The organism is Niastella koreensis GR20-10 (assembly GCF_000246855.1).
In the GTDB taxonomy this organism is placed as follows: Bacteria; Bacteroidota; Bacteroidia; order Chitinophagales; family Chitinophagaceae; genus Niastella; species Niastella koreensis.
Genome location: NC_016609.1, coordinates 377,642 through 397,938 on the forward strand (window position 1 = coordinate 377,642; position 20,297 = coordinate 397,938).

Genomic DNA, 20,297 nt, shown 5'->3' on the forward strand with positions numbered 1-20,297 from the left:
AATGAGATAATGGGCTAATGGGCTGTAAGGCATATTAGCTAATTAGCATATTAGCACATTAACAATTAAATTCAATGTTCAAGAAAATATTAATTGCCAATCGTGGAGAAATTGCCCTTCGGGTGATACGCACCTGTAAGGAAATGGGCATCAAAACGGTTGCTGTTTATTCTACCGCCGACAAAGACAGCCTGCACGTGCGGTTTGCTGATGAAGCTGTTTGTATTGGGAAGGCTGCCAGCTCCGATTCCTACCTCAATATTCCGCACATTATGGCTGCGGCAGAGATCACCAATGCCGACGGCATTCACCCCGGATATGGATTTTTGGCCGAAAACGCCCGTTTTGCGGAAATCTGCGGTGAGCATAATATAAAATTTATTGGACCCACTCCCGACCAGATCAGGTCGATGGGGGATAAAATAACTGCCAAAGAAACCATGATCAAAGCCGGTGTACCTGTGGTGCCCGGTGGCGAAGGTTTGCTGGAAAGCCTGGAAGAAGCGATAAGCCTGGCTAAAGAAGTGGGTTATCCTGTTATCCTGAAAGCCACTGCCGGCGGTGGTGGTAAAGGGATGCGTGTTGTATGGAGTGAAGAGGAAATGGAAAAGAACTACAACACTGCCAAAGCCGAAGCAGGCGCCTCGTTCAAGAACGACGGTATTTACATGGAAAAATTTGTTGAAGAACCACGCCATATTGAAATACAGGTTGCCGGTGATCGCTATGGTAAAGTTTGTCACCTCAGCGAAAGAGATTGCTCTATTCAACGCCGTCACCAGAAACTGGTTGAAGAATCACCTTCACCCTTTATGACACCCGAACTGCGTAAACGCATGGGTGAAGCCGCAATAAAAGCTGCTTCGGCCATCGGTTATGAAAGCGTGGGTACCATCGAGTTCCTGGTTGACAAACACCGCAATTTCTACTTCATGGAAATGAATACCCGTATCCAGGTAGAACACTGCGTAACAGAAGAAGTAACCAATTTCGATCTTATTAAAGAACAAATAAAGATCGCACAGGGGGAAGCCATCAGTGGCCTCAATTATGAGCCGCAGCTGCATGCGATCGAATGCCGTATCAATGCCGAAGATCCGTATAACGATTTTCGTCCCAGCCCGGGCAAGATCACTACGCTGCATCAACCCGGCGGACACGGGATCCGCATCGACTCACACGTATATGCCGGTTATGTAATTCCGCCGTACTACGATTCCATGATCGCCAAGATCATTGCCGTAGCACGTACCCGCGAAGAAGCCATCAATACCATGAGCCGCGCTTTAAGCGAGTATGTAATTGAAGGTGTAAAAACTACTATTCCGTTCCATCAGCAACTGATGAAGAACGAAGACTTTATAAAGGGTAACTTTAATACCAAGTTCTTAGAAACATTTAAGATGGTATAAGTTAACTGGTTGACAGGTTGACGCGTTAAGAGGTTCAAAACCCTTGTTAACCTGTCAACCTGTTAACTTTTCAACTCAGGGCTTCAAAACAGTACTATCACTGTTACCGAACCGGTTTTCTTTCCATTTAGCCAATTGCTGCTTCTGCTTTTCCGTAAGTATTTCGTTCAGCTCCTGCTGGTTCATTAAATTTTGCATACGCTGGCGGTGGATCAGGATGGCAATTCTTCTCTTCTGCTCGACCGTTAATTTCAACTCGCTCATGCGCTGCCGTAATCCCGGGCCAGCACCAGGACGCCGTTGTGCGCTGGCGTTAACACCCAGGAACATCAACAGTCCCAACAATACAATTTGCACCCATTTCATGGCTATACGATTTTAACCTATACAGGTTTGACCCCGCCAAATAACAGGAGTTTAACCAGGTGTAGATAACCTGGCCATGAAATTGTTTATATAACCTTTTTTAAAGATGAATGCGCCTGCCGGAACGATCAACCGGCCAATTCCTTCGTTGCCGCTTCCAGCTTGTCCTCCACTCCGTAAAACGAAGCTACTTTGCGGATAACGCTTTCCACCACCGCATCGGGGCAGCTGGCGCCACTGGTTATTAAAATGCGGGCCGGCTGGCCGGTGGGCAGGTAATCAGTAGTATTCAGTTCTTCTTTTGTGTGGAAATTATAATGTTGAACAGCTTTCGCCGAAAGTAATTTCTCTTCAGAATTGATGAAATAGGTGGGCAGTTCCTGCTCGCACAGCTCTGCCAGGTGCGTAGTGTTGCTGCTATTATAACCGCCTACCACAATGGCAATATCAGCAGGAGTTTGCAACATGCCGGTAACCGCCGTTTGGTTGTCGTTGGTGGCGTAACACAAGGTGTCGCGGGTATCGGCAAAACGGGTTTCAATATTTTCTGCCGTTAAGCCATAATGGGTTTGAATGGTTTGCTTCAGAAACTCGGCAATAGCCTGCGTATCGGTAGCCAGCTGGGTGGTTTGGTTCACCACTCCAATGCGTTGCAGGTGCTGGGTAACATCGAACCCGGTAGAAAAACGATTGGCAAATTCAGTATAAAAAAGTTCCGCCGGTTTTTCGCCTGTGATATATTTCGCCAGGTTTTCTGCTTCCTGCATGTCATTCACAATTACCGAAGGGGCATTGCTGGCGGCATGGGAAAAAGTGGCCCTGGTTTCTTCATGTTTTGGTTTACCATGAATCACAATGGTGTAACCCTTTTGGGCTATCTGCTCGCTGCGGTTCCATACTTTCTCAACAAAGGGGCAGGTAGTATTATATTTTTCAACCGGAATACCCAGGTTGCTCAATTTAGCTTCTATTTCAAGCGTTGTACCAAAAGCAGGAATGATTACCACATCATCGGCAGTTAATTCCTCAAACGGGATCAGCTGATGGCCGTAATTGTCCTGCAGAAATTGTACGCCCCGGCTTTGAAGATCACTGTTCACCTGCGGGTTGTGGATCATTTCGCTTAATAAAAATATGCGCTTGCCGGGATTTGATTCTATAGTGCGGAAAGAGATTTCAATGGCATTTTCTACCCCGTAGCAAAACCCGAAATGGCGGGCCAGGTAAATATGCAGGGAACCAAGCGTAAGCAGGGTAGGAGTAAAATCTTTCTTCATTTTATCCTGCTGCTTGCGACTGTTCTTGATGGCCGTGATCAGCGGACTGCGATAGGTAATAGGAACATTAAAAGTTTTCATGCCAGGGCGAAGGTACGAAGAAGTTGCAGGTTTCAAGATACAGGTTACAGGTTGCAGGTTTCAGGTTGCAGGATGCAGGGAATGCAGAATTGAAATAGGAGGCATGAAATTAATAGGCCATGTAACCTGGAACATGTAACATGGAACAGTTTTTTTGGATAGTTGCCCGTAATTTTGATAAAACCAACCCGGATTGAGATGATGACGCGACGATTTTCACCATTAGCTTGGAGCCTTAACAGCAATATTTATGAAGTAAATGTTCGCCAGTATACTCCCGAAGGCACCTTTAACGCATTTGCCCAGCACCTGCCCCGGTTAAAAGAAATGGGCGTAGAGATCTTGTGGTTTATGCCCATTACACCAATAAGTAAGGAAAAACGGCAGGGAACGCTGGGAAGTTATTATGCGGCAGCAGATTATAAGGCCATTAACCCCGAATTTGGCACCCTGGCCGATTTTAAAAACCTGGTAAAAAAAGCCCATGGGCAGGGACAAAAAGTAATTATTGACTGGGTGGCCAACCATACAGGCTGGGACCACATCTGGACAAAAACAAATCCCGAATTCTACAAACGCGATTCGGAAGGCAAATTCTACGACACCAATAACTGGCACGATGTAATTGATTTGAATTATTACGACCATGGCATGCGTGCCGCCATGATAGATGCCATGCGTTTTTGGGTAAAGGAATGTGATATAGATGGTTTCCGTTGCGATATGTGCCACCTGGTGCCGCTTGATTTCTGGGTTAAGGCCAGGGTGGAGCTGGATGCCGTAAAGCCTTTGTTCTGGCTGGGCGAAACCCTGGATGTGCCGTATTTACAGGCGTTTGATTGTTTGTATGGCTGGCGCTGGATGTCGGCCACCCAAAAATATTACCGCCAGGAAATTAACCTGAACCAGTTAAAAGACGTGTTGAACCACTATCAATACGATTTGCCCGAAGGCACCTTTCCCATGCTGTTTACCAGCAACCACGATGAAAATACCTGGAACGGGACGGAATATGAGAAATATGGCGAGATGGCAGCGCCACTGGCTGTATTCAGTTGTACCTGGAATGGCGTTCCGCTTATTTATACGGGGCAGGAATTACCACTGCACAAAAGATTGCCGTTTTTTGATAAGGACGAAGTGAACTGGAATGGTACCCCGGAATTGCAGGGCTTTTATAAAACCCTGTTACAATTGCGCAAGCAGCATCCTGCCCTGCAAACTGGCGAGGTGGCAAAACCACTGATACTGCCAACCAACGCTGACGACCGCGTATTGGCATTTAGCCGTTTGAATGAAGGAAAGGTACTGCTGGTGATCCTGAACCTGAGTGCGCAGGAAGTAAGTCTGCAATTTCCTGAGGCCGGTGGTCTTAACGAGGGTAAATACACCAATGTATTCACCAATCAACCGGTTACTGTAAATGCTGCTTTTTCACCGCAACTGAAACCATGGGAATATCTTGTTTTAATACGCTAAACGCTAAACGCGCAACGCCTGATGCCGAATCTTCCGGGCGTATAGCATTCAGCATAAAAAAGAATCCCGCGACGTACCGTCGCGGGATTCTTTTTATGAGTTGTCAGTACTATTGTACTAGTTCGTTGGGCTATCTAAATTGATCACGATGGGATAAACGCCTTCGTAACCAGGATAAACACCTTCCAGTTTCACACTGCCTGAAGCGCCTTCCAGCACTTTGCGCAGGTCATCAACGTTGCTCACGTCTTTGCCATTGGCTTTAGTGATTATATATCCTTCCTGAATTCTCACTTTGCTTAACAAACCGCGGGTGCCGATAGCTTTCACCATTACACCACCTTTAACGCCTGCTTCTTTCGCATCATCCTTATTCACGGTTTCCAGTTCGGCGCCTAATTTATCCAGCACAGAAGTTTTAACTACATCGGTACTGCCGGTTTTATTTTTCAGGGTGATAGCAGCAGTATATTCCTTGCCATCACGTTGGTAAGTAAGGTTTATCTTGTCACCAGGGCGGTAAGTAGCGATCTGGCCAATAAGGTCGGCGCCACTTACAACAGGCACGTTATTCACCTTGGTGATTATGTCGCCTTTTTTAATACCAGCTGCCAAAGCAGCACCACCATCACGAACGGTCATTACATACACACCACCATCGTCTTTGATACCGTTTGATTTTTTCTCATCATCGCTGATGTTATCTCTCGGATATTCGATACCCAGATAAGCTCTTTGTACGGTTCCGAATTTAATAAGGTCAGAAACAACCTTTTTAACGATATTAACCGGAATGGTGAAGGAATAACCTGCATAGGCGCCTGTGGGCGAAGCTATGGCGGAGTTAATACCAACCAGCTTGCCATCAGTGCTGATGAGCGGACCGCCACTGTTACCGGGGTTTACAGCCGCATCGGTTTGAATGAATGATTCAACAGGGGAGTCGCTCTGGCGTTTGTTGATCTCCAACGTTCTGCCTTTAGCACTAACGATACCAGCTGTTACAGTTGTTTCTAGTGTTAAAGGATAACCAACAGCCAGTACCCACTGACCAACCTTCATTTCATCGGAGTTACCATATAACAGGAATGGTAAACCTTTTGCATCGATCTTTATTACAGCCAGGTCACTGCTGGGGTCAGCGGCAATTACTTTGGCTTTAAAAGATTTTTTGTTGTTGAGCATCACGGTAATATCATCTGCACCATCCACTACGTGGTTATTGGTAACAATGTAACCATCTTCGCTGATGATGGCGCCGGAGCCGGAAGCCATTTGCGGAATAGAGCGGGTGCCATTGCCAAAGAAATCATCCAGGTCGGGGAACAGATCGCCGAATGGATTATTCCGGGGCAGGTTGTTACTTACAGTACGGGTAGCTTTTGTTTTAATGTGAACTGTAGCAGGAATAGCAGCTTCCGCAGCAGCTGAAAAATCTGCCGGACCCGATGATCCGTTCGCTCCATTAAAACCTGCGTAGTTTGCCGGGATCTTTCCTGTATCGCCATCCTTTTGATAAACGTATGTACCATCATGGCTAAAATGGTTCACTCCCCACATAGTCAACCCGGTTGTGCCGGCGCTAATAAGCACAATAGCCAGAATTTGTTTCCACTTCATAATCGTTATAAATTTTTATGAGATTTTATACTTGTTTCAAAATACATGCCTGACAACAACAAATTTAACGTCAGGAATTAATCGAAACTAGTGGTGATAAGTTGGTTTAACAATTAATTTACTAAAGTCTTCGTACTTCGCTTCTCCAATTTACGAAAAGTAAGCCGGAAACGCTAAAAACGACCCTGCCGCCGGTGGAAAGTTAAAAATTATTATAAGTATTTGTTTATGATCGCGTGTAATTTTTACAGGCGGTTTTGCCAGTTTTTCACAATTCACGCAAAAATTTCATGACATCAACGCCGTCGGCATAGTCGGTAAGCGCGGGTTGCTGCGCCTGGCCAAAGGCAAGGTGGTTTTTACCAACAATACACTGCACATCCGCATTTCCTGCCAGTGAAGCTTCCACCTCCGAAGCGTTCTTATAAAACTCATAATTCAACTGGCTGATGGGGGAAAACAATTCCTTGCTTTCAGCCAGCAAAATGCTTTGGTTGCTCATGTAATACTGTTTATTAAGGATCAAAACAGCCAGCATGTAATCGTAATTATTCCTGTATTTATGCATATCACCGAGGTAATCGTATTTTTTGAAAGCGTTTATCAGGGGAACGAAATCATAATTTTCAGGCACATATAATTTGGTCACATTACGGCAACCCAGTCCAAAATACTGGTATACATCATCTGCCAGTTTATCCAGCTCGCCAGGCGTTTCCTGGCCGGTTAACAGGGCCACCGACGTGCGGTTGCGGCGGATAATATGCGGGTATTTGCTGAAGTAATAATCAAAATACCGGGCAGAATTATTGCTGCCGGTAGCAATATAGGCATCACAGCCTTTTAGCATTTCGGAAAAGGTTACCAGCTGGCGGGTGGTTTCATCCCACTCGTACAGTTGTTGTACCAGGTGTTTAATCAGGATATCATCCTTGGATGAAGGTTTTATGGTTTGGCGGTGACCAGTAATGAATACACATAAAAAATCGTGAAAACCAACCAGCGGTATATTACCAGCCATTATAATACCCACGTTTTTGGGGGCGGGGGTTTCGCCTGGCAGGTTGTATTGCCGGGCCCAGGCCATAAGTTTATCTTTTTGTAAAAAGGCTTCGGCAATATTTCGGGTAGCCAGGTCAATAAATTCGGGGGTGAACCAGGCGTTCTGTAAGCTGGCTTTCTCTTTGGCAGTCTGCCAGTTATCGCTACCCTCTAAAATATATTCACCTAACCGGTTCAATAAAACGATTCGTTGTTGTAAATTCATTACGCCTTATATTTGTCGTGCAAAAATAGTTGTATTCAATTCACGAGCCTGCAAGCAGGCAGGTTTAAAATTCAGCAAGTTATGGCAATAAAAATCACCGAAGAATGTATTAACTGCGGCGCCTGCGAACCCGAGTGCCCTAATAATGCGATATATGAAGGTGGAGTAGAATGGAGAGTGGCAGACGGTACTACAGTAAAAGGATCATTTGTATTATTGGATGGATCAATCATCGATGCCGATACTGCTAATGCGCCAATTAGTGTAGATACTTACTATATCGTTCCGAATAAATGTACAGAGTGCCAGGGTTTTCATGAAGAGCCCCAATGTGCAGCTGTTTGTCCCGTTGACTGTTGTGTACCTGATGAAATGTATGTTGAAACAGTGGAACAGTTAATGGATAAAAAAGGAAAACTGCATATCTAAAAGAGGTACGGATAGCCAAATAAAATTTTGATATTGGCTCATAATTTCCCTACCTTTCTGTTAGAATAGTAATGTAGCCTTAGTGCTACTTGTAAGTGGCGGGTGATATTTCCTGCCGTATTGAGGTGAAGGATTAACGACCTTCACCTTTTTTATTGTACTAAACCCTAAGAAATGGCCTTAAAGATCACCACAGATTGTATTGTGTGCGGCGCCTGTGAACCCGAATGTCCTAATAATGCTATTTACGATGCCGGGGTTGAATGGCGAATGGCAGATGGTACAACCGTGAAAGATGGTTACACCCTGCTCAATGGCACTATTACCGATTCCGCAACCAACCAGGCCCCACTCAGCGATTTATACTATTATATTGTTCCTGATAAATGCACGGAATGCCAGGGTTTTCATGAACAGCCGCAATGTGTGGATGCCTGCCCGGTTGATAGCTGTGTACCTGATGAAATATACCAGGAAACAGTAGAAGAATTATTGGCTAAAAAGGAAAAACTGCATAGCTAAAGTTAATTTTCTCCATTCTCCCTCATTTGCCTGCTTTCACCCATAAATACCTGCCTGGGTAGTTTCGGGCTTCCATCCCTTTTTCGTTTATTTGCTAAAAATTTTCCAACCTTACATGAAGCCCAATATTGCCTTTGTTACCGGTGGGTACTCTACTGAAGCCGTTATTTCCTATAAAAGCGCGCTTACTATTGAAAAGAATGTTGATACCGATAAGTACAATGTTTACAAGATCGACATCACGCCCCAGGCCTGGTATTACGAGACAGCCAAAGGCGAAAAGATAGCCGTTGACCGTCAGGACTTCTCCCTGACCATTGATGGCAAAAAAATCACATTTGATGCGGTGTTGATCGGGATCCACGGCACCCCGGGTGAGGATGGGAAATTACAGGGTTATTTCGACCTTACCGGATTGCCCTATACCTCCTGTGATTCAGCGACTTCTGCACTCACTTTTAATAAAAGATATACAGTAGCCGTAGCGGCCTTTGCTGGCATAAATGTTGCCAAATCTGTACATATTTTTAAACACAGTCCGGTTACGCCCGAACAGATCCTGGGCCAGTTAAGCCTGCCCGTGTTTGTAAAGCCCAATAATGGCGGTTCAAGCATTGGAATGAGCAAGGTGAATGAGGCTGCCGGCCTGGCCGGGGCGCTGGAAAAAGCGTTTAAGGAAGACGATCAGATCCTGGTAGAAGAGTTTATTGCCGGCCGTGAATTCACCATCGGGGTGTTTAAATCAACAAAAGGCGTTATTACCCTGCCGATCACCGAAGTGAAATCGAAAAAAGATTTCTTTGATTATGAAGCGAAGTACCAGGGATTGAGTGAGGAAATTACTCCGGCCCAGGTTGAGGAAGCCATAGCGGAGAAAGTTCGCAGCACGGCTAAAAAGATCTATGAACTGTTTAATTGCCGCGGCGTGGTACGGATAGATTTTATCTTCAATGAAGCCAAACAGGCAGCATACATGCTGGAGATAAATACCGTGCCGGGGCAAAGTGAAGCCAGCATTGTTCCACAACAGGTACGTGCCATGGGTTGGACGTTGAAGGAGTTTTATTCGGCATTGATAGAGGATGCGCTGACCAGGAAGGTGAAGAATTGACTGGTTAACACGTTGACATGTTAACAGGAAAGAAGAAGGTTGACAGAGTTGACGAGTTGATAAGGTTGATAAAGGAGGAAGTTGAAGGAGTGAAAGATGAAAATAGTGAAGAATATTACACTGTCGCGAACCCTTTCACGTTTGCCGTTTCACGTTTTACGATTAGAGGAATTCACGAACAAAAATAAATAGAAACTACCTTGTTTAAATTCATGACAGGGAAACCCCTTTGGGTACACTTACTGGCGGCACTGGGCTTAATCTTATTGCTGATAGTTGTGTTCCTGCAATCGCTTCACTGGATTACCAGGCATGATAAAACCCTTACCATTCCTGCCGTAACTGGTAAACCGTATGCAGAAGCCCGGAAAATACTGGAAAGCAAAGGTTTTGAAGTTGAGTTACAGGATTCAATTTACAACGATACTGCAAAGCCTTTATCGGTATTGCGCCAGTTTCCCGATGCGGAAGCAGTTGTAAAAGTGAATCGTACGGTTTATCTTACCATCAACAAATCCATAGCGCCGCTGATTGAAATGCCCAACCTGGAAGGGTTGAGCTTTCGCAGTGCAGAGATCTCCCTGAGCCAGTATTTGCTGAAGCTGGGAGATACCAGTTACCGGATGGATTTTGCCAAAAACTCAGTTCTGGAGCAGCAATTCAATGGCGACCGCATAAAAGCAGGTACAAAAATTCCGCAGGGAAGTAAGATCTCGCTGATCCTGGGCAGTGGCCTGGGTCATGAAGATTTTAGTGTACCTGACTTAGTTGGTTTAACATATAACGATGCTAAAGTGTTATTAGAATCAAATGGGTTGAATGTAGGTACCGTGATACCCAGTATTGATTCAAGCGCTTTTGTTGGCCGCCAGTCACCGGAACACAACACGCCAGATGGCCGTATTAACCGTATTCGCCAGGGGCAGTCGGTTGACTTGTGGTTACAGCGCGATAAACCGGTGAAAGCAACTGTACCTGTAGTTCCGCCGCCTCAACCATAATAAAATAATTTAAATAGCTATTATGCAAAACATAACTCCGGAAGAAGTAAAAGAGCGTCTTGACAAAGGTGAGCAATTGAACCTGTTGGATGTACGGGAACCCCATGAGCGCGCAGAGTTTAACATTGGTGGCATTCACATTCCCCTGGGACAGCTGATGATGCAGGCCGATGAATTGGAGAACCTGAAGAACCAGGAAGTGATCGTATACTGCCGCAGCGGTAACCGCAGCGGGCAGGGCGCCATGATCCTTGATACGATGGGTTTTACCAATACCAAGAACCTGTCGGGCGGGATGTTGTCGTGGCAGTCTAAGTTTGGGCAATAGGCAGAGGCCAATGCGCAATAGGCAATAGACAATGGACAATAAACAAAGAGTAGGAGGGGGCTGAGTAATCGGGAAGACCTTGTCAATTGCAGATTGTCCATTGCCAATTGAAAGGTGAGGTCTGTATCCCTGATTTTTTAAATTTTAATCAATATCACCTGTGTTTAAGTTCATTACCGGAAAACCACTTTGGGCGAATATCCTGTTGGGTATTGGCATTTTGCTTGTATTGTTTTTTATTTTTTTACAGTCGTTATCCTGGATCACCCGGCACGATAAAACGCTGGCCGTTCCATCGGTAACCGGCAAGTCGTTTGACGAAGCTAAAAAGATCCTGGAAGGGCAGGGGTTTGATGTGGAGATCCAGGACACGGTGTATAATGATACGGCCGCTTTGTTATCGGTAGTAAAACAGTTCCCTACTGCTGATTCAAAAGTAAAAATGAACCGTACGGTTTATTTAACCATTAACCGGGATGCAGCGCCGGATATCGAAATGCCCAAACTGGTAGGGCAAAGTTTCCGCGGTGCACAGATCACGCTGCAACAGCAGAAACTGAAACTGGACGATACGGTGTATGTTCCTTATTTTGCCCGGGACATGGTGCTCGAACAGCATTATAAGGGTCAGCAGATTAAAGAGGGTACCAAAATACCTATGGGAAGTGCCATTACGCTGGTATTAGGCCGTGGTGAAGGTACCGAACAGCTGGAAGTACCGGATATGTTTGGAATGACGTTGAACGAAGCAAAAGTGATCCTGGAATCGAATGGGTTAACGTTGGGAACCATTCAGCCTACCGATGCAGATCCCAATGGTTTTGTTTACAAACAGAACCCTGCCCGTTTAACCATGAGTGGTAATGTAAATAAGATAAAACAGGGACAGTTTATTGATCTGTGGATCCAGGCAGAAAAGCCGGTAAAGGCGGATAGTACGGCTGCACATCAATAGAAGGAACTTATTTAGACTATATATAAAAAAGAACCCCGGACGGTACCGTCCGGGGTTCTTTTTTATGTCGAATGATCCTTACAACTTCACATTCAACCCCACCATCACATTGGTGCCGGCCATGGGAAAGTAAAAGTTTTCGGTAGTAACTGAACCACCATACTGGTAGCTGTAAGTATAACCATTGGGCTCATACTTTTTATTGAACACATTGTTAATTTGGCCAATAAACGTGATCTCTTTAAACAGGGCTTTATGCAGGGTATAACTGATCCGTGCATCCTGTACATAGTAGGGATCGAGACTGCGTTTTTTATTGGAAGTATTGTCGAGGTACTGCCGGCTGGCATATTTTGCGGGCAAGTTGATCTCTACATTATTGCAGGGAATAAAGTTCAACATGCCCGATGCTATGATGGAAGGAGAAAAAGCAATGTCGGTTTTTCCATGCGGAACGGCTTTCTGGCCCCCGTTGTCATAGTCGTCATAATATTCGGTAAAGTCCTTGATCTGGTTTTTGCTGAAGGTAATGTTTCCGGCAGCGTTCAGCCAGTGCGTGAAGCGCATGGCGCCCTGCAACTCAATACCCATACGATAGCTATTGGGAACGTTGGTGCGCGTATATGAACCCACATCATTGATCTTGCCGGTTAATACTAATTGATCTTTATACATCATATAGTAGAACGTAGCGCCCCAGCTGTATTCGCTGGTTTTCTTTTCTACGCCCAATTCAAAATCATGCAGCTTCTCCGGTTTAGGTTGCTGGTTGATGCCCGCTTCAAAATCATCGCGGTTGGGTTCCTTATTACCCTGCGAATACGAAGCGTACAACTGGTAATTGTTCTTTGAATAAGAGAAGCCAGCTTTTGGGTTAAAGAAGTGCCAGGTATTATGAAGCAACAGGGTAGGATTTGCCTTAAAGCCACCAATATAATACGACACCCGGCGGCTTTGCAGATCGATAAAAGCCTGCAGGTGGTTGGTCAGTTGTATTTGGTATTTGGCATAACTATTTATATCAGTTTTGTATGCATCGTTGTAATACCATTGGTAATTGTTGGGAATGCCACCATTCTGCGACCAGATAACATTACCATAGTGTTTACCATCGTACCGGTTCCAGCCACCGCCAAGGATTAGTTGGGTGTTACCATATTTGTATTGAACCGAAAATACCTGTCCGTAGAAATAGTTATCCAGCCATTGCTGCTGAACCAGGTCGGTTGTACTGATGGTATCACCACCAAATACCGGGGCGTTCAATCCATAATCGCTATAGGCAATTACGGGTTTATATTCTTCATAATAACCTTTACCCCGCGTTAACCAGAAGGCGGTATTGAAAGACAGCCTGCTGTTGAATTCATGGTTGATGAACAACTGGTAATGGTCCTGCTCGTAATTATCGGTTTGATTGGCGTATGTGAAGTAATTATACTTTCTGGGATCGGCTGAAAACAAATTCGCTGAATCCTGTGGTGTAAAGTATAACGAACCAACGTTGTTGTTGTAATGATTGTCCAGGTCGGCTTTGCTGCCGCGCAATTTGGCTTCAGGAATACCATTCCAGGCCTGGTAAGTTTTTTCATTGCCACCAAACACATTTACCCTGACAGAAGTGTTCTTGTTTATATAGGCCCCTGACAAATAAAATGATTTCAGCGTACTGCTTGCCCGGTCAATAAACCCATCGCTCGATACCTTTGAAATGCGGGCGTCGAGCGTAAAGTGATCATCGATCAATCCACTCCCGGCCTTCACTGTATTTTTCCAGGTATTGAAAGACCCATAGGTGTTATTGATCTCAGCATAAGGTGTGGTGTTGGTTTCATTGGTGCTTAGGTTAATAGTAGCACCAAAAGCGCCACCGCCGTTTGAAGAAGTACCCACCCCACGTTGCACCTGGATGCTGTTTACCGAGGAAGTGAAATCAGGCAGATCGACAAAATAAGTTCCCTGCGATTCTGCATCGTTATAAGGAATGCCATTGAGCGTAACATTGATCCTTGTTGCATCGCTGCCCCTGATGCGGATAGCGGTATAACCAACACCATTACCGGCATCGGAGTTCACAATTACCGAAGGAGTTTGATTTAAGATAAAAGGCAGGTCCTGCCCCAGGTTGAGTTTTTCAATATCTTTTTTAGAGAGATTGTTTTTGGTAAAAGGTGCTTTATCGCCGGCGCGGGTTGATCTTATTTCAACCGGTTGTAAAAAAAGATTCATGCGCTCCAGCTTCACATCTACGGTATTGCCAGTGGCAACCGCCTGGCTCACTGCCTGAAAACCTATTGAGGTTACATGCAACGTGTAATTACCTGGTTTAATTTTTCTGAACTCAAAAGATCCGGTTTCGGTGGTAAACGTTGACATTCCATTGCTCAATTCTACAGTAGCGGAGGCAATGGGTGTTGAGGATGCATCTGTTACTTTACCGCTGATTTGCGCGGTAACACAATGAGTCAGTAACAGGTAGCAAATCCCCAAAAGCATTTTTTTCATGTGTTTCCTATTTGTTGAAAAAATGATTTAAGAGAAATGCTGCGAAAGCGAAGTGTAGACAAATACGGAGCTACCTTCCCTGCGCAGGCATTACCCTGATCAGGTTCTACGGGTCTGTTCTCAGCAATCCTGCCATTAGCGGGAGAGCACCCCGGGAAACTGAAGTCTCTGATTTTTTAAGAGCCGACAAAGATACGAACATTATTTTTTTAAGAATATTGTAACATCTGGGTATCGTTGTCCGTCACACAAGCATATAAGTACTATGAAAAAGCAACTTTTAACTCCTATATTGTTACTAATCAATATCATGGCTTTTAGCCAGGATAAAATTATATACGACGCCAATGCCGAAAAAAGGGAAGTAACCGGTTTTCAGAGCATCCGGGTGTCGGATGGCATCGATCTGTATCTTTCCCAGGGCACAGAGGAAGGGGTGGTGGTAAGCGCCACAGAAATTAACCAGCGCGATAAAATGCACACGGTTGTAGAAAATGGCGAGCTGAAGATCTATTTAAGCGGCGGAGGGTTTAACTGGAAAGGCAGGAAGTTTAAAGCGTATGTGTCGGTGAAAATGCTTAATAAATTACGGGCTTTTGGTGGAAGTGATATCATTGTTCAGGGCGAATTGAAACTTGATAAATTAAGCCTGGAGCTGGCAGGTGGAAGTGATTTTAACGGTCAGGTGGCTGTGACGGATTTAACAGTTGATCAAAACGGTGGCTCCGATGTTCATATGAAGGGAAGTGTTGTTAATTTAAGAATTGATGCCCATGGTGGCAGCAATTTTAAAGCAGAGGAACTGGTTGCTGAATATGCCATTATAGATGTGAGTGGCGGAAGCGATGCTATTGTAACCGTTAACAAAGAAATGGCTGCTGAAGCCAGTGGCGGCAGTGATGTAAAGTATAAGGGACATCCCGTGATTAAATATAAATCAGCAACAGGTGGTGGCAGTGTAAAAAACGTTGATAAGACATTATCGATTTAACATATTCATTATTTAGACATCTTTAAAGAACTCTTCCGGTTTTATATCCAGGCCATGTAACAGTTTCAGGAAGGTGCTTAAATACATATCTCCTCCGGATTCATACCGGGTCATGGCGCTTCTTGAGACATTGATTTCGTACGAAAAGCTTTCCAGTGTTGTTCTTACCTGGCGTTTATTCTTCAATGCTTTCCCTATTTTGTTTAACAACTTCTCTGTTTCGGCAGCTGATAGTTCCTGGGCTATGGGCCTCCGAGCTGACGGTCTACGTTTTCGCATGTACGCAATTAAGATAGGATTCCCTTATTTTAAAACCCTTGAAAAGGGGGCGCTAAGATATATGTCTTATAATAAATGTCCTTAAAAAAGTACAGCATTGTAAAAAAATAGTAACTTCATTGGCAGGTAACCGTTGTTAGTGATGGTTGAATTATTTAATATCAACTATGCTATACTGTTTGCGATAGACACCTTATCTCCACACCGGCACATCAGACTACACATAACGCTAAATTTCCAGAAAGGTATTGGGGAGTGGTTATTCCCCCGATGATGTTCGATGTTTAAAAGGAAAAGGCGATGACGACCCGTCCGTTAAGGGCGGGTTTTTTGTTGGAATAATGTAAAATTGTAATATTAATTGAATTTAAAAGTTACATATCAGGATGCGCATTATAGGAATAGTAATTGGGCTGATCTGCATAATCAACAATTCTTTTGCCCAGCGGGATAGTTCTTTTATCACGGGAATTAAAGGATATGTCAGCTCAATAGATTCTTTAATCCGGGCTAAACCTGGTTTTATTGCTGAATCAATTGCTGAGGGGCCAATTAACAGCCAACTAACTTTTGAACGATCAGGTCGCATTGACAGTAGCTCCTTCTCAGGTGGATTCGATATTTATACAGACAAAAACCGAAAAGGCGATACGCTTTACCGAATTAACTATAACGACAACCTGTTATTGTATAGGGTGGAAACCTATTATTATCGGTCGAATCAATTGGTCTGCGCAATTTTGATACTTGAAGATTGGGAGCATGGGGCCCGAAAAACAGTTTATAAAAGGGAAGAGTATTACCAAAATCAGAACGGCAGTATTCACCAGGCGAATAAAATAATAACAGATGTTCTTGATGATAAATACCGTTGGCGAGTTGACATATCTCTTCCGGAAAAGGGACATGAATATTTGAAACAGTTCTTAGATAAAAATTTTTAAACTACTAACACAAATGTTGGGTTGAGTTAACTAGCAGGTCAATTTTCCAAAAAGTAAGAACATTCTTTTTAAAAAGATAGACGATCACTTTAAAAAAACAAAGACTCAATTAAAAAGAAGGAATTTCTTTTCAAAAATAAGAACAGTTTATTGAAAAAGTGGACCGGCTTTTTAAATCAGATTGTAATTCCTTTTAAAAATATGGTCAGTTAATTAAGTATATTGGACAGGTAATTGAAAAGAATGCCCCAACTATTTAAAAAAACGAAGATTATTTTGAAAAGCAGACGCTGGTTTTTGAAAAAGAGGAACTGATTTTTTAAAAACCGGTTTTGTTTTTTGAATGCTTCAGGAAGGGTAATGGCTGAAAACCAGACCTCTAATATAAGTTCTGCCTGCTGCTGACTTCAATTGTTTCTCGCGCTTCATCGCCTCAGATTTGGAATCAAAGTCCTCTGTATATAAAATTGACCAGGGTCTGAATCGTATGGTCCAGCCTTTGGTTGCTAATTCGTTGTGGGATTTAAAACGATCCTCCAGGTCGGAGGTGTATCCAATGTAAATTTTGTCGAAGCGGATAGAATATAAAACGTAGACTGTATACATAAAAAGGCGTTTGGGTTACAGAGCCTTTTACCATTGATTGATTGCAGGAATCCCTGCGTCCGCCAGCTGGCGGATATGAGCCCGATTGATGTCGCTACTTATTTGCGAAATGTTTTTAAGAACTGGATCGAACCTGCGTCCGCCTGCTGGCGGATATGAGCCCGATTGATGTCGCTACTTATTTGCGAAAATGTCTTTAAGAACTGGATCGAACCTTCGTCCGCCAGCTGGCGGATATGAGCCCGACGAGCTACCGCTGCTCTACTTCGCGATGTAATATTTTATTTTATTCGAACCTGCGTCCGCCAGCTGGCGGATATGAGCCCAACGAGCTCGCCACATCAACGCAATAAATACTAATTCAGAGTAATAAAAAAAGGCTTCCTTTCAGAAGCCTTTTACCAAGTTGCGAAGGGTGGGATCGAACCACCGACCTTCGGGTTATGAGCCCGACGAGCTACCGCTGCTCTACTTCGCGATGTAATATTTTATTCGAACCTTCGTCCGCCAACTGGCGGATATGAGCCCGATTGATGTCGCTACTTATTTGCGAAAATGTCTTTAAGAACTGGATCGAACCTTCGTCCGCCAACTGGCGGATATGAGCCCGATTGATGTCGCTACTTATTTGCGAAATGTTTTTAAGAACTGGATCGAACCTGCGTCCGCCAACTGGCGGATATGAGCCCGATTGAATTTCGCTGTTTAATTCTTTATAAGAACTTACCAAATCAACGTTTAACAATCCCTTTCATCTCCTAACCCTCTCATTTTCATTTTCTCTTCGTCAACCCTTCTTCGTTAATTGGGTTGCAAAGATAAAGGTATATATGTTTGCCACCAAACTTATTTTAATCTTTTACCTTTGCAGGAATTTTAAAATTGATGAAAGCGGGTTTTGTTAGCATATTCGGACGCCCCAACGCGGGTAAAAGCACCTTGCTCAACGCTCTGATGGGCGAAAAGCTGGCTATTGTTTCCCCCAAGGTGCAAACTACCCGCCACCGCATCAAAGGCATTTTAACCGAACCTGAGTACCAGATCATCTTTTCCGACACCCCCGGCATCATTGAACCTAAGTACAAACTGCAGGAAAAAATGATGATGGCCGTAAAACAGGCGCTGGAAGATACCGACGTGGCCCTGCTGCTGGTGGATGTGAACGAGAACCATGAAGAAGTAAACGCCATTTTTGAATCCTTGCGCCTGAAAGTGCCCGCTATCATCGTAATCAATAAACTCGATGAAGCGTCGGAGGCAAAAAAGAAGGAAGTGTTCGATCTGTACGGGGCAAAGCCTTATTGCAAAGGACTGACAGGCATTTCGGCCCTGAAAAAAACAGGGTTGAAGGAACTGATAGACGCCATCATGAAATTCCTTCCCGAAAACCCGCCCTTTTTTGAAGGCGATGAAATGACCGACCTGCCCACGCGCTTTTTTTGCGCGGAAATGATCCGGGAGAAGATTTTCTATTTATACCAGGAAGAAATACCTTATCATACAACCGTTATTGTAAATGAGTTCAAAGAGAAGTCATCACTGATAAAAATTGCTGCTGACATCATCGTGAACCGGGAAACCCAGAAAGGTATTTTGCTGGGTGTGGGGGGGAAAATGATCAGACAATTAGGAACGGAAGCAAGAAAGGACATAGAACAATTCCTGGGACAAAAAGTGTTCCTGGAACTGTTTGTAAAAGTGCGGCCTAAGTGGCGCGATAATGAGTTCATGTTAAAAGAATACGGCTATCACTAATAATTTTTAGAGCAATAATATGGCAGGTTTTACAGTAGCAATAGTTGGAAGGCCCAACGTAGGGAAAAGCACCTTTTTTAATCGCTTGTTGGAAGAGCGGAAAGCAATCGTAGATGATGTAAGCGGTGTTACCCGCGACCGGCAGTATGGTGTGGCCGAGTGGAATGGTAAATCATTCAACGTCATAGATACCGGCGGTTTTGTGCCGGAAAGCGAAGAGGCTTTTGAAAAAGAGATCAATAAACAGGTAATGATCGCGGTGGAGGAAGCGAACGCCATGCTCTTTATGGTTGACGCTGCTACCGGGATTACCGATCTCGATGAATCGATGGCCGATGTTTTGCGTCGTGCAGCCAAACCCGTGTTCCTGGTAGTTAATAAAGTAGATAATCACGAACGCCTGCTGGAAGCTACCGAGTTTTACGGCTTAGGTTTCGATAATATCTTTTTCCTTTCCTCTATGAGTGGCAGCGGCACGGGCGAATTGCTCGATGCGGTGGCTGCTTTAATTACCGAAGATCAGGTAGCTGCTTTAGAAGCAGAAGGCGAACTTCCTAAATTTGCGATCATTGGTCAGCCGAATGTAGGTAAGTCATCTTTGCTGAATGCGCTGATAGGGCAGGAGCGTACTATTGTAAGCGACATTGCCGGTACTACTCGAGATACCATTCACACCCATTACAATTTATTTCAGAAAGAATTCGTGCTCATCGATACTGCGGGTCTCCGCCGCAAAACCAAAGTGCATGAAGATCTGGAGTTCTATTCTGTGATCCGGGCTATTAAAGCCATGGATGAAGCGGATGTGTGTTTGCTGATGCTCGATGCCGAAAAAGGCATTACGCAACAGGACCTGAATATCTTTAGTTTGGCCTCGAAGAAAGGTAAGGGTATTGTGCTGCTGGTGAATAAATGGGATACCATGAAGAAGGAAACCAATACCGCCCGGGACTATGAAAATGAGTTGAAAAAGCGGATTGCACCTTTCTCTGATGTGCCTATTCTATTTATTTCCGCCCAGGAAAAAGTGCGCATTCATAAAGCTATTGAAGTGGCCCTGGACGTATATGAAAATAAAAAACGTAAAGTACCTACTTCTGAGTTGAACGATGTCATGTTAAAAGCAATTGCTTCCTATCAGCCACCTGTTGTTAGGGGAAATCCTATCCGTATTAAATATGTAACGCAGTTACCAACGCATGTGCCGTCATTTGCATTCTTCTGTAACTACCCCGATGATGTAAAGCAACCTTACAAAAACTATCTCGAGAACCAGTTACGCCAAAATTTCAACTTCACCGGCGTACCCGTACGTTTATTCTTTAGAAAGAAATAATACTTCAATACATCAGTTTAAAAGTCCCGACAG

The 20,297-nt window shown here is 44.2% G+C and carries 19 protein-coding genes, 1 tRNA gene and 1 riboswitch; of the genes, 12 read left to right on the forward strand and 8 right to left on the reverse strand.

All coding sequences use genetic code 11. The annotated features are described in order from the left end of the window. Nucleotides 1-74 precede the first annotated feature (74 nt). The gene (accC, locus tag NIAKO_RS01535; RefSeq protein WP_014216622.1) at nt 75-1,412 is read left to right on the forward strand and encodes an acetyl-CoA carboxylase biotin carboxylase subunit; all 1,338 of its coding nucleotides are present in this window, start codon (nt 75-77) and stop codon (nt 1,410-1,412) included. A 75-nt stretch (nt 1,413-1,487) separates the two neighbouring features. On the opposite strand, the gene NIAKO_RS01540 is transcribed toward accC, so the two are convergent. Beyond that, nucleotides 1,488-1,778: a hypothetical protein gene (locus NIAKO_RS01540; RefSeq protein WP_014216623.1), complete on the reverse strand. Its 291-nt coding sequence runs from the start codon at nt 1,776-1,778 to the stop codon at nt 1,488-1,490. Nucleotides 1,779-1,906: 128 nt separating this feature from the next. Further along, nucleotides 1,907-3,136 carry a 4-hydroxy-3-methylbut-2-enyl diphosphate reductase gene (locus NIAKO_RS01545; RefSeq protein WP_014216624.1) on the reverse strand — a complete coding sequence of 410 codons (1,230 nt, stop codon included), beginning with the start codon at nt 3,134-3,136 and terminating at the stop codon, nt 1,907-1,909. A gap of 198 nt (nt 3,137-3,334) precedes the next feature. Here NIAKO_RS01545 and NIAKO_RS01550 point away from each other — a divergent pair, with 198 nt between their 5' ends. Continuing rightward, on the forward strand, nt 3,335-4,615 hold the full coding sequence (locus NIAKO_RS01550; RefSeq protein ID WP_014216625.1) for an alpha-amylase family glycosyl hydrolase: 1,281 nt from the start codon (nt 3,335-3,337) through the stop codon (nt 4,613-4,615). 117 nt (nt 4,616-4,732) lie between these two features. Here NIAKO_RS01550 and NIAKO_RS01555 read toward each other — a convergent pair whose 3' ends face one another. Next, a complete protein-coding gene (locus NIAKO_RS01555; RefSeq protein WP_014216626.1) occupies nt 4,733-6,235 on the reverse strand; it encodes a trypsin-like peptidase domain-containing protein in 1,503 nt (500 codons plus the stop codon). Nucleotides 6,236-6,503: 268 nt separating this feature from the next. Beyond that, the gene (locus tag NIAKO_RS01560; RefSeq protein ID WP_014216627.1) at nt 6,504-7,502 is read right to left on the reverse strand and encodes a hypothetical protein; all 999 of its coding nucleotides are present in this window, start codon (nt 7,500-7,502) and stop codon (nt 6,504-6,506) included. 81 nt (nt 7,503-7,583) lie between these two features. On the opposite strand from NIAKO_RS01560, the gene NIAKO_RS01565 reads away from it, so the two are divergent. From NIAKO_RS01565 to NIAKO_RS01590, 6 genes are all read left to right on the forward strand, one after another. Beyond that, entirely contained in the window at nt 7,584-7,931 is a 348-nt protein-coding gene (locus NIAKO_RS01565; protein ID WP_014216628.1) for a 4Fe-4S dicluster domain-containing protein, read from the forward strand. A gap of 174 nt (nt 7,932-8,105) precedes the next feature. Continuing rightward, nucleotides 8,106-8,453: a 4Fe-4S binding protein gene (locus NIAKO_RS01570; protein WP_014216629.1), complete on the forward strand. Its 348-nt coding sequence runs from the start codon at nt 8,106-8,108 to the stop codon at nt 8,451-8,453. A gap of 115 nt (nt 8,454-8,568) precedes the next feature. Beyond that, entirely contained in the window at nt 8,569-9,564 is a 996-nt protein-coding gene (locus NIAKO_RS01575; RefSeq protein WP_014216630.1) for a D-alanine--D-alanine ligase, read from the forward strand. A gap of 212 nt (nt 9,565-9,776) precedes the next feature. After that, nucleotides 9,777-10,565 carry a PASTA domain-containing protein gene (locus tag NIAKO_RS01580; RefSeq protein ID WP_014216632.1) on the forward strand — a complete coding sequence of 263 codons (789 nt, stop codon included), beginning with the start codon at nt 9,777-9,779 and terminating at the stop codon, nt 10,563-10,565. A 22-nt stretch (nt 10,566-10,587) separates the two neighbouring features. Further along, the gene (locus NIAKO_RS01585) at nt 10,588-10,893 is read left to right on the forward strand and encodes a rhodanese-like domain-containing protein (protein WP_014216633.1); all 306 of its coding nucleotides are present in this window, start codon (nt 10,588-10,590) and stop codon (nt 10,891-10,893) included. Nucleotides 10,894-11,053: 160 nt separating this feature from the next. After that, entirely contained in the window at nt 11,054-11,848 is a 795-nt protein-coding gene (locus tag NIAKO_RS01590) for a PASTA domain-containing protein (RefSeq protein WP_014216634.1), read from the forward strand. Between the two features lie 78 nt (nt 11,849-11,926). On the opposite strand, the gene NIAKO_RS01595 is transcribed toward NIAKO_RS01590, so the two are convergent. Then, nucleotides 11,927-14,353, reverse strand: a complete 2,427-nt coding sequence (locus NIAKO_RS01595) for a TonB-dependent receptor (protein ID WP_014216635.1) — start codon at nt 14,351-14,353, stop codon at nt 11,927-11,929. Between the two features lie 58 nt (nt 14,354-14,411). Then, a riboswitch (TPP riboswitch) is annotated at nt 14,412-14,517 on the reverse strand. Nucleotides 14,518-14,618: 101 nt separating this feature from the next. On the opposite strand from NIAKO_RS01595, the gene NIAKO_RS01600 reads away from it, so the two are divergent. Then, nucleotides 14,619-15,344, forward strand: a complete 726-nt coding sequence (locus tag NIAKO_RS01600; protein WP_014216636.1) for a head GIN domain-containing protein — start codon at nt 14,619-14,621, stop codon at nt 15,342-15,344. Between the two features lie 12 nt (nt 15,345-15,356). Here the strand turns inward: NIAKO_RS01600 and NIAKO_RS38330 are convergent, their stop codons facing one another. After that, nucleotides 15,357-15,623, reverse strand: coding sequence for a helix-turn-helix domain-containing protein (locus tag NIAKO_RS38330; protein WP_014216637.1), 267 nt, complete (start codon nt 15,621-15,623; stop codon nt 15,357-15,359). A 386-nt stretch (nt 15,624-16,009) separates the two neighbouring features. Between NIAKO_RS38330 and NIAKO_RS01610 the strand changes: the two genes are divergently transcribed. Continuing rightward, complete coding sequence (locus tag NIAKO_RS01610; RefSeq protein ID WP_014216638.1) at nt 16,010-16,567, forward strand: hypothetical protein; 558 nt, start codon at nt 16,010-16,012, stop codon at nt 16,565-16,567. Between the two features lie 348 nt (nt 16,568-16,915). On the opposite strand, the gene NIAKO_RS39670 is transcribed toward NIAKO_RS01610, so the two are convergent. Together NIAKO_RS39670 and NIAKO_RS01620 are read right to left on the reverse strand one after the other, a co-directional pair. Beyond that, complete coding sequence (locus NIAKO_RS39670) at nt 16,916-17,173, reverse strand: GIY-YIG nuclease family protein (RefSeq protein WP_014216639.1); 258 nt, start codon at nt 17,171-17,173, stop codon at nt 16,916-16,918. Between the two features lie 406 nt (nt 17,174-17,579). Continuing rightward, nucleotides 17,580-17,651 (reverse strand) — tRNA-Met (locus NIAKO_RS01620). Nucleotides 17,652-18,058: 407 nt separating this feature from the next. On the opposite strand from NIAKO_RS01620, the gene era reads away from it, so the two are divergent. Together era and der are read left to right on the forward strand one after the other, a co-directional pair. Then, a complete protein-coding gene (era, locus tag NIAKO_RS01625; RefSeq protein WP_014216640.1) occupies nt 18,059-18,928 on the forward strand; it encodes a GTPase Era in 870 nt (289 codons plus the stop codon). Nucleotides 18,929-18,947: 19 nt separating this feature from the next. Then, nucleotides 18,948-20,264, forward strand: a complete 1,317-nt coding sequence (gene der, locus NIAKO_RS01630) for a ribosome biogenesis GTPase Der (RefSeq protein ID WP_014216641.1) — start codon at nt 18,948-18,950, stop codon at nt 20,262-20,264. Nucleotides 20,265-20,297 lie beyond the last annotated feature (33 nt).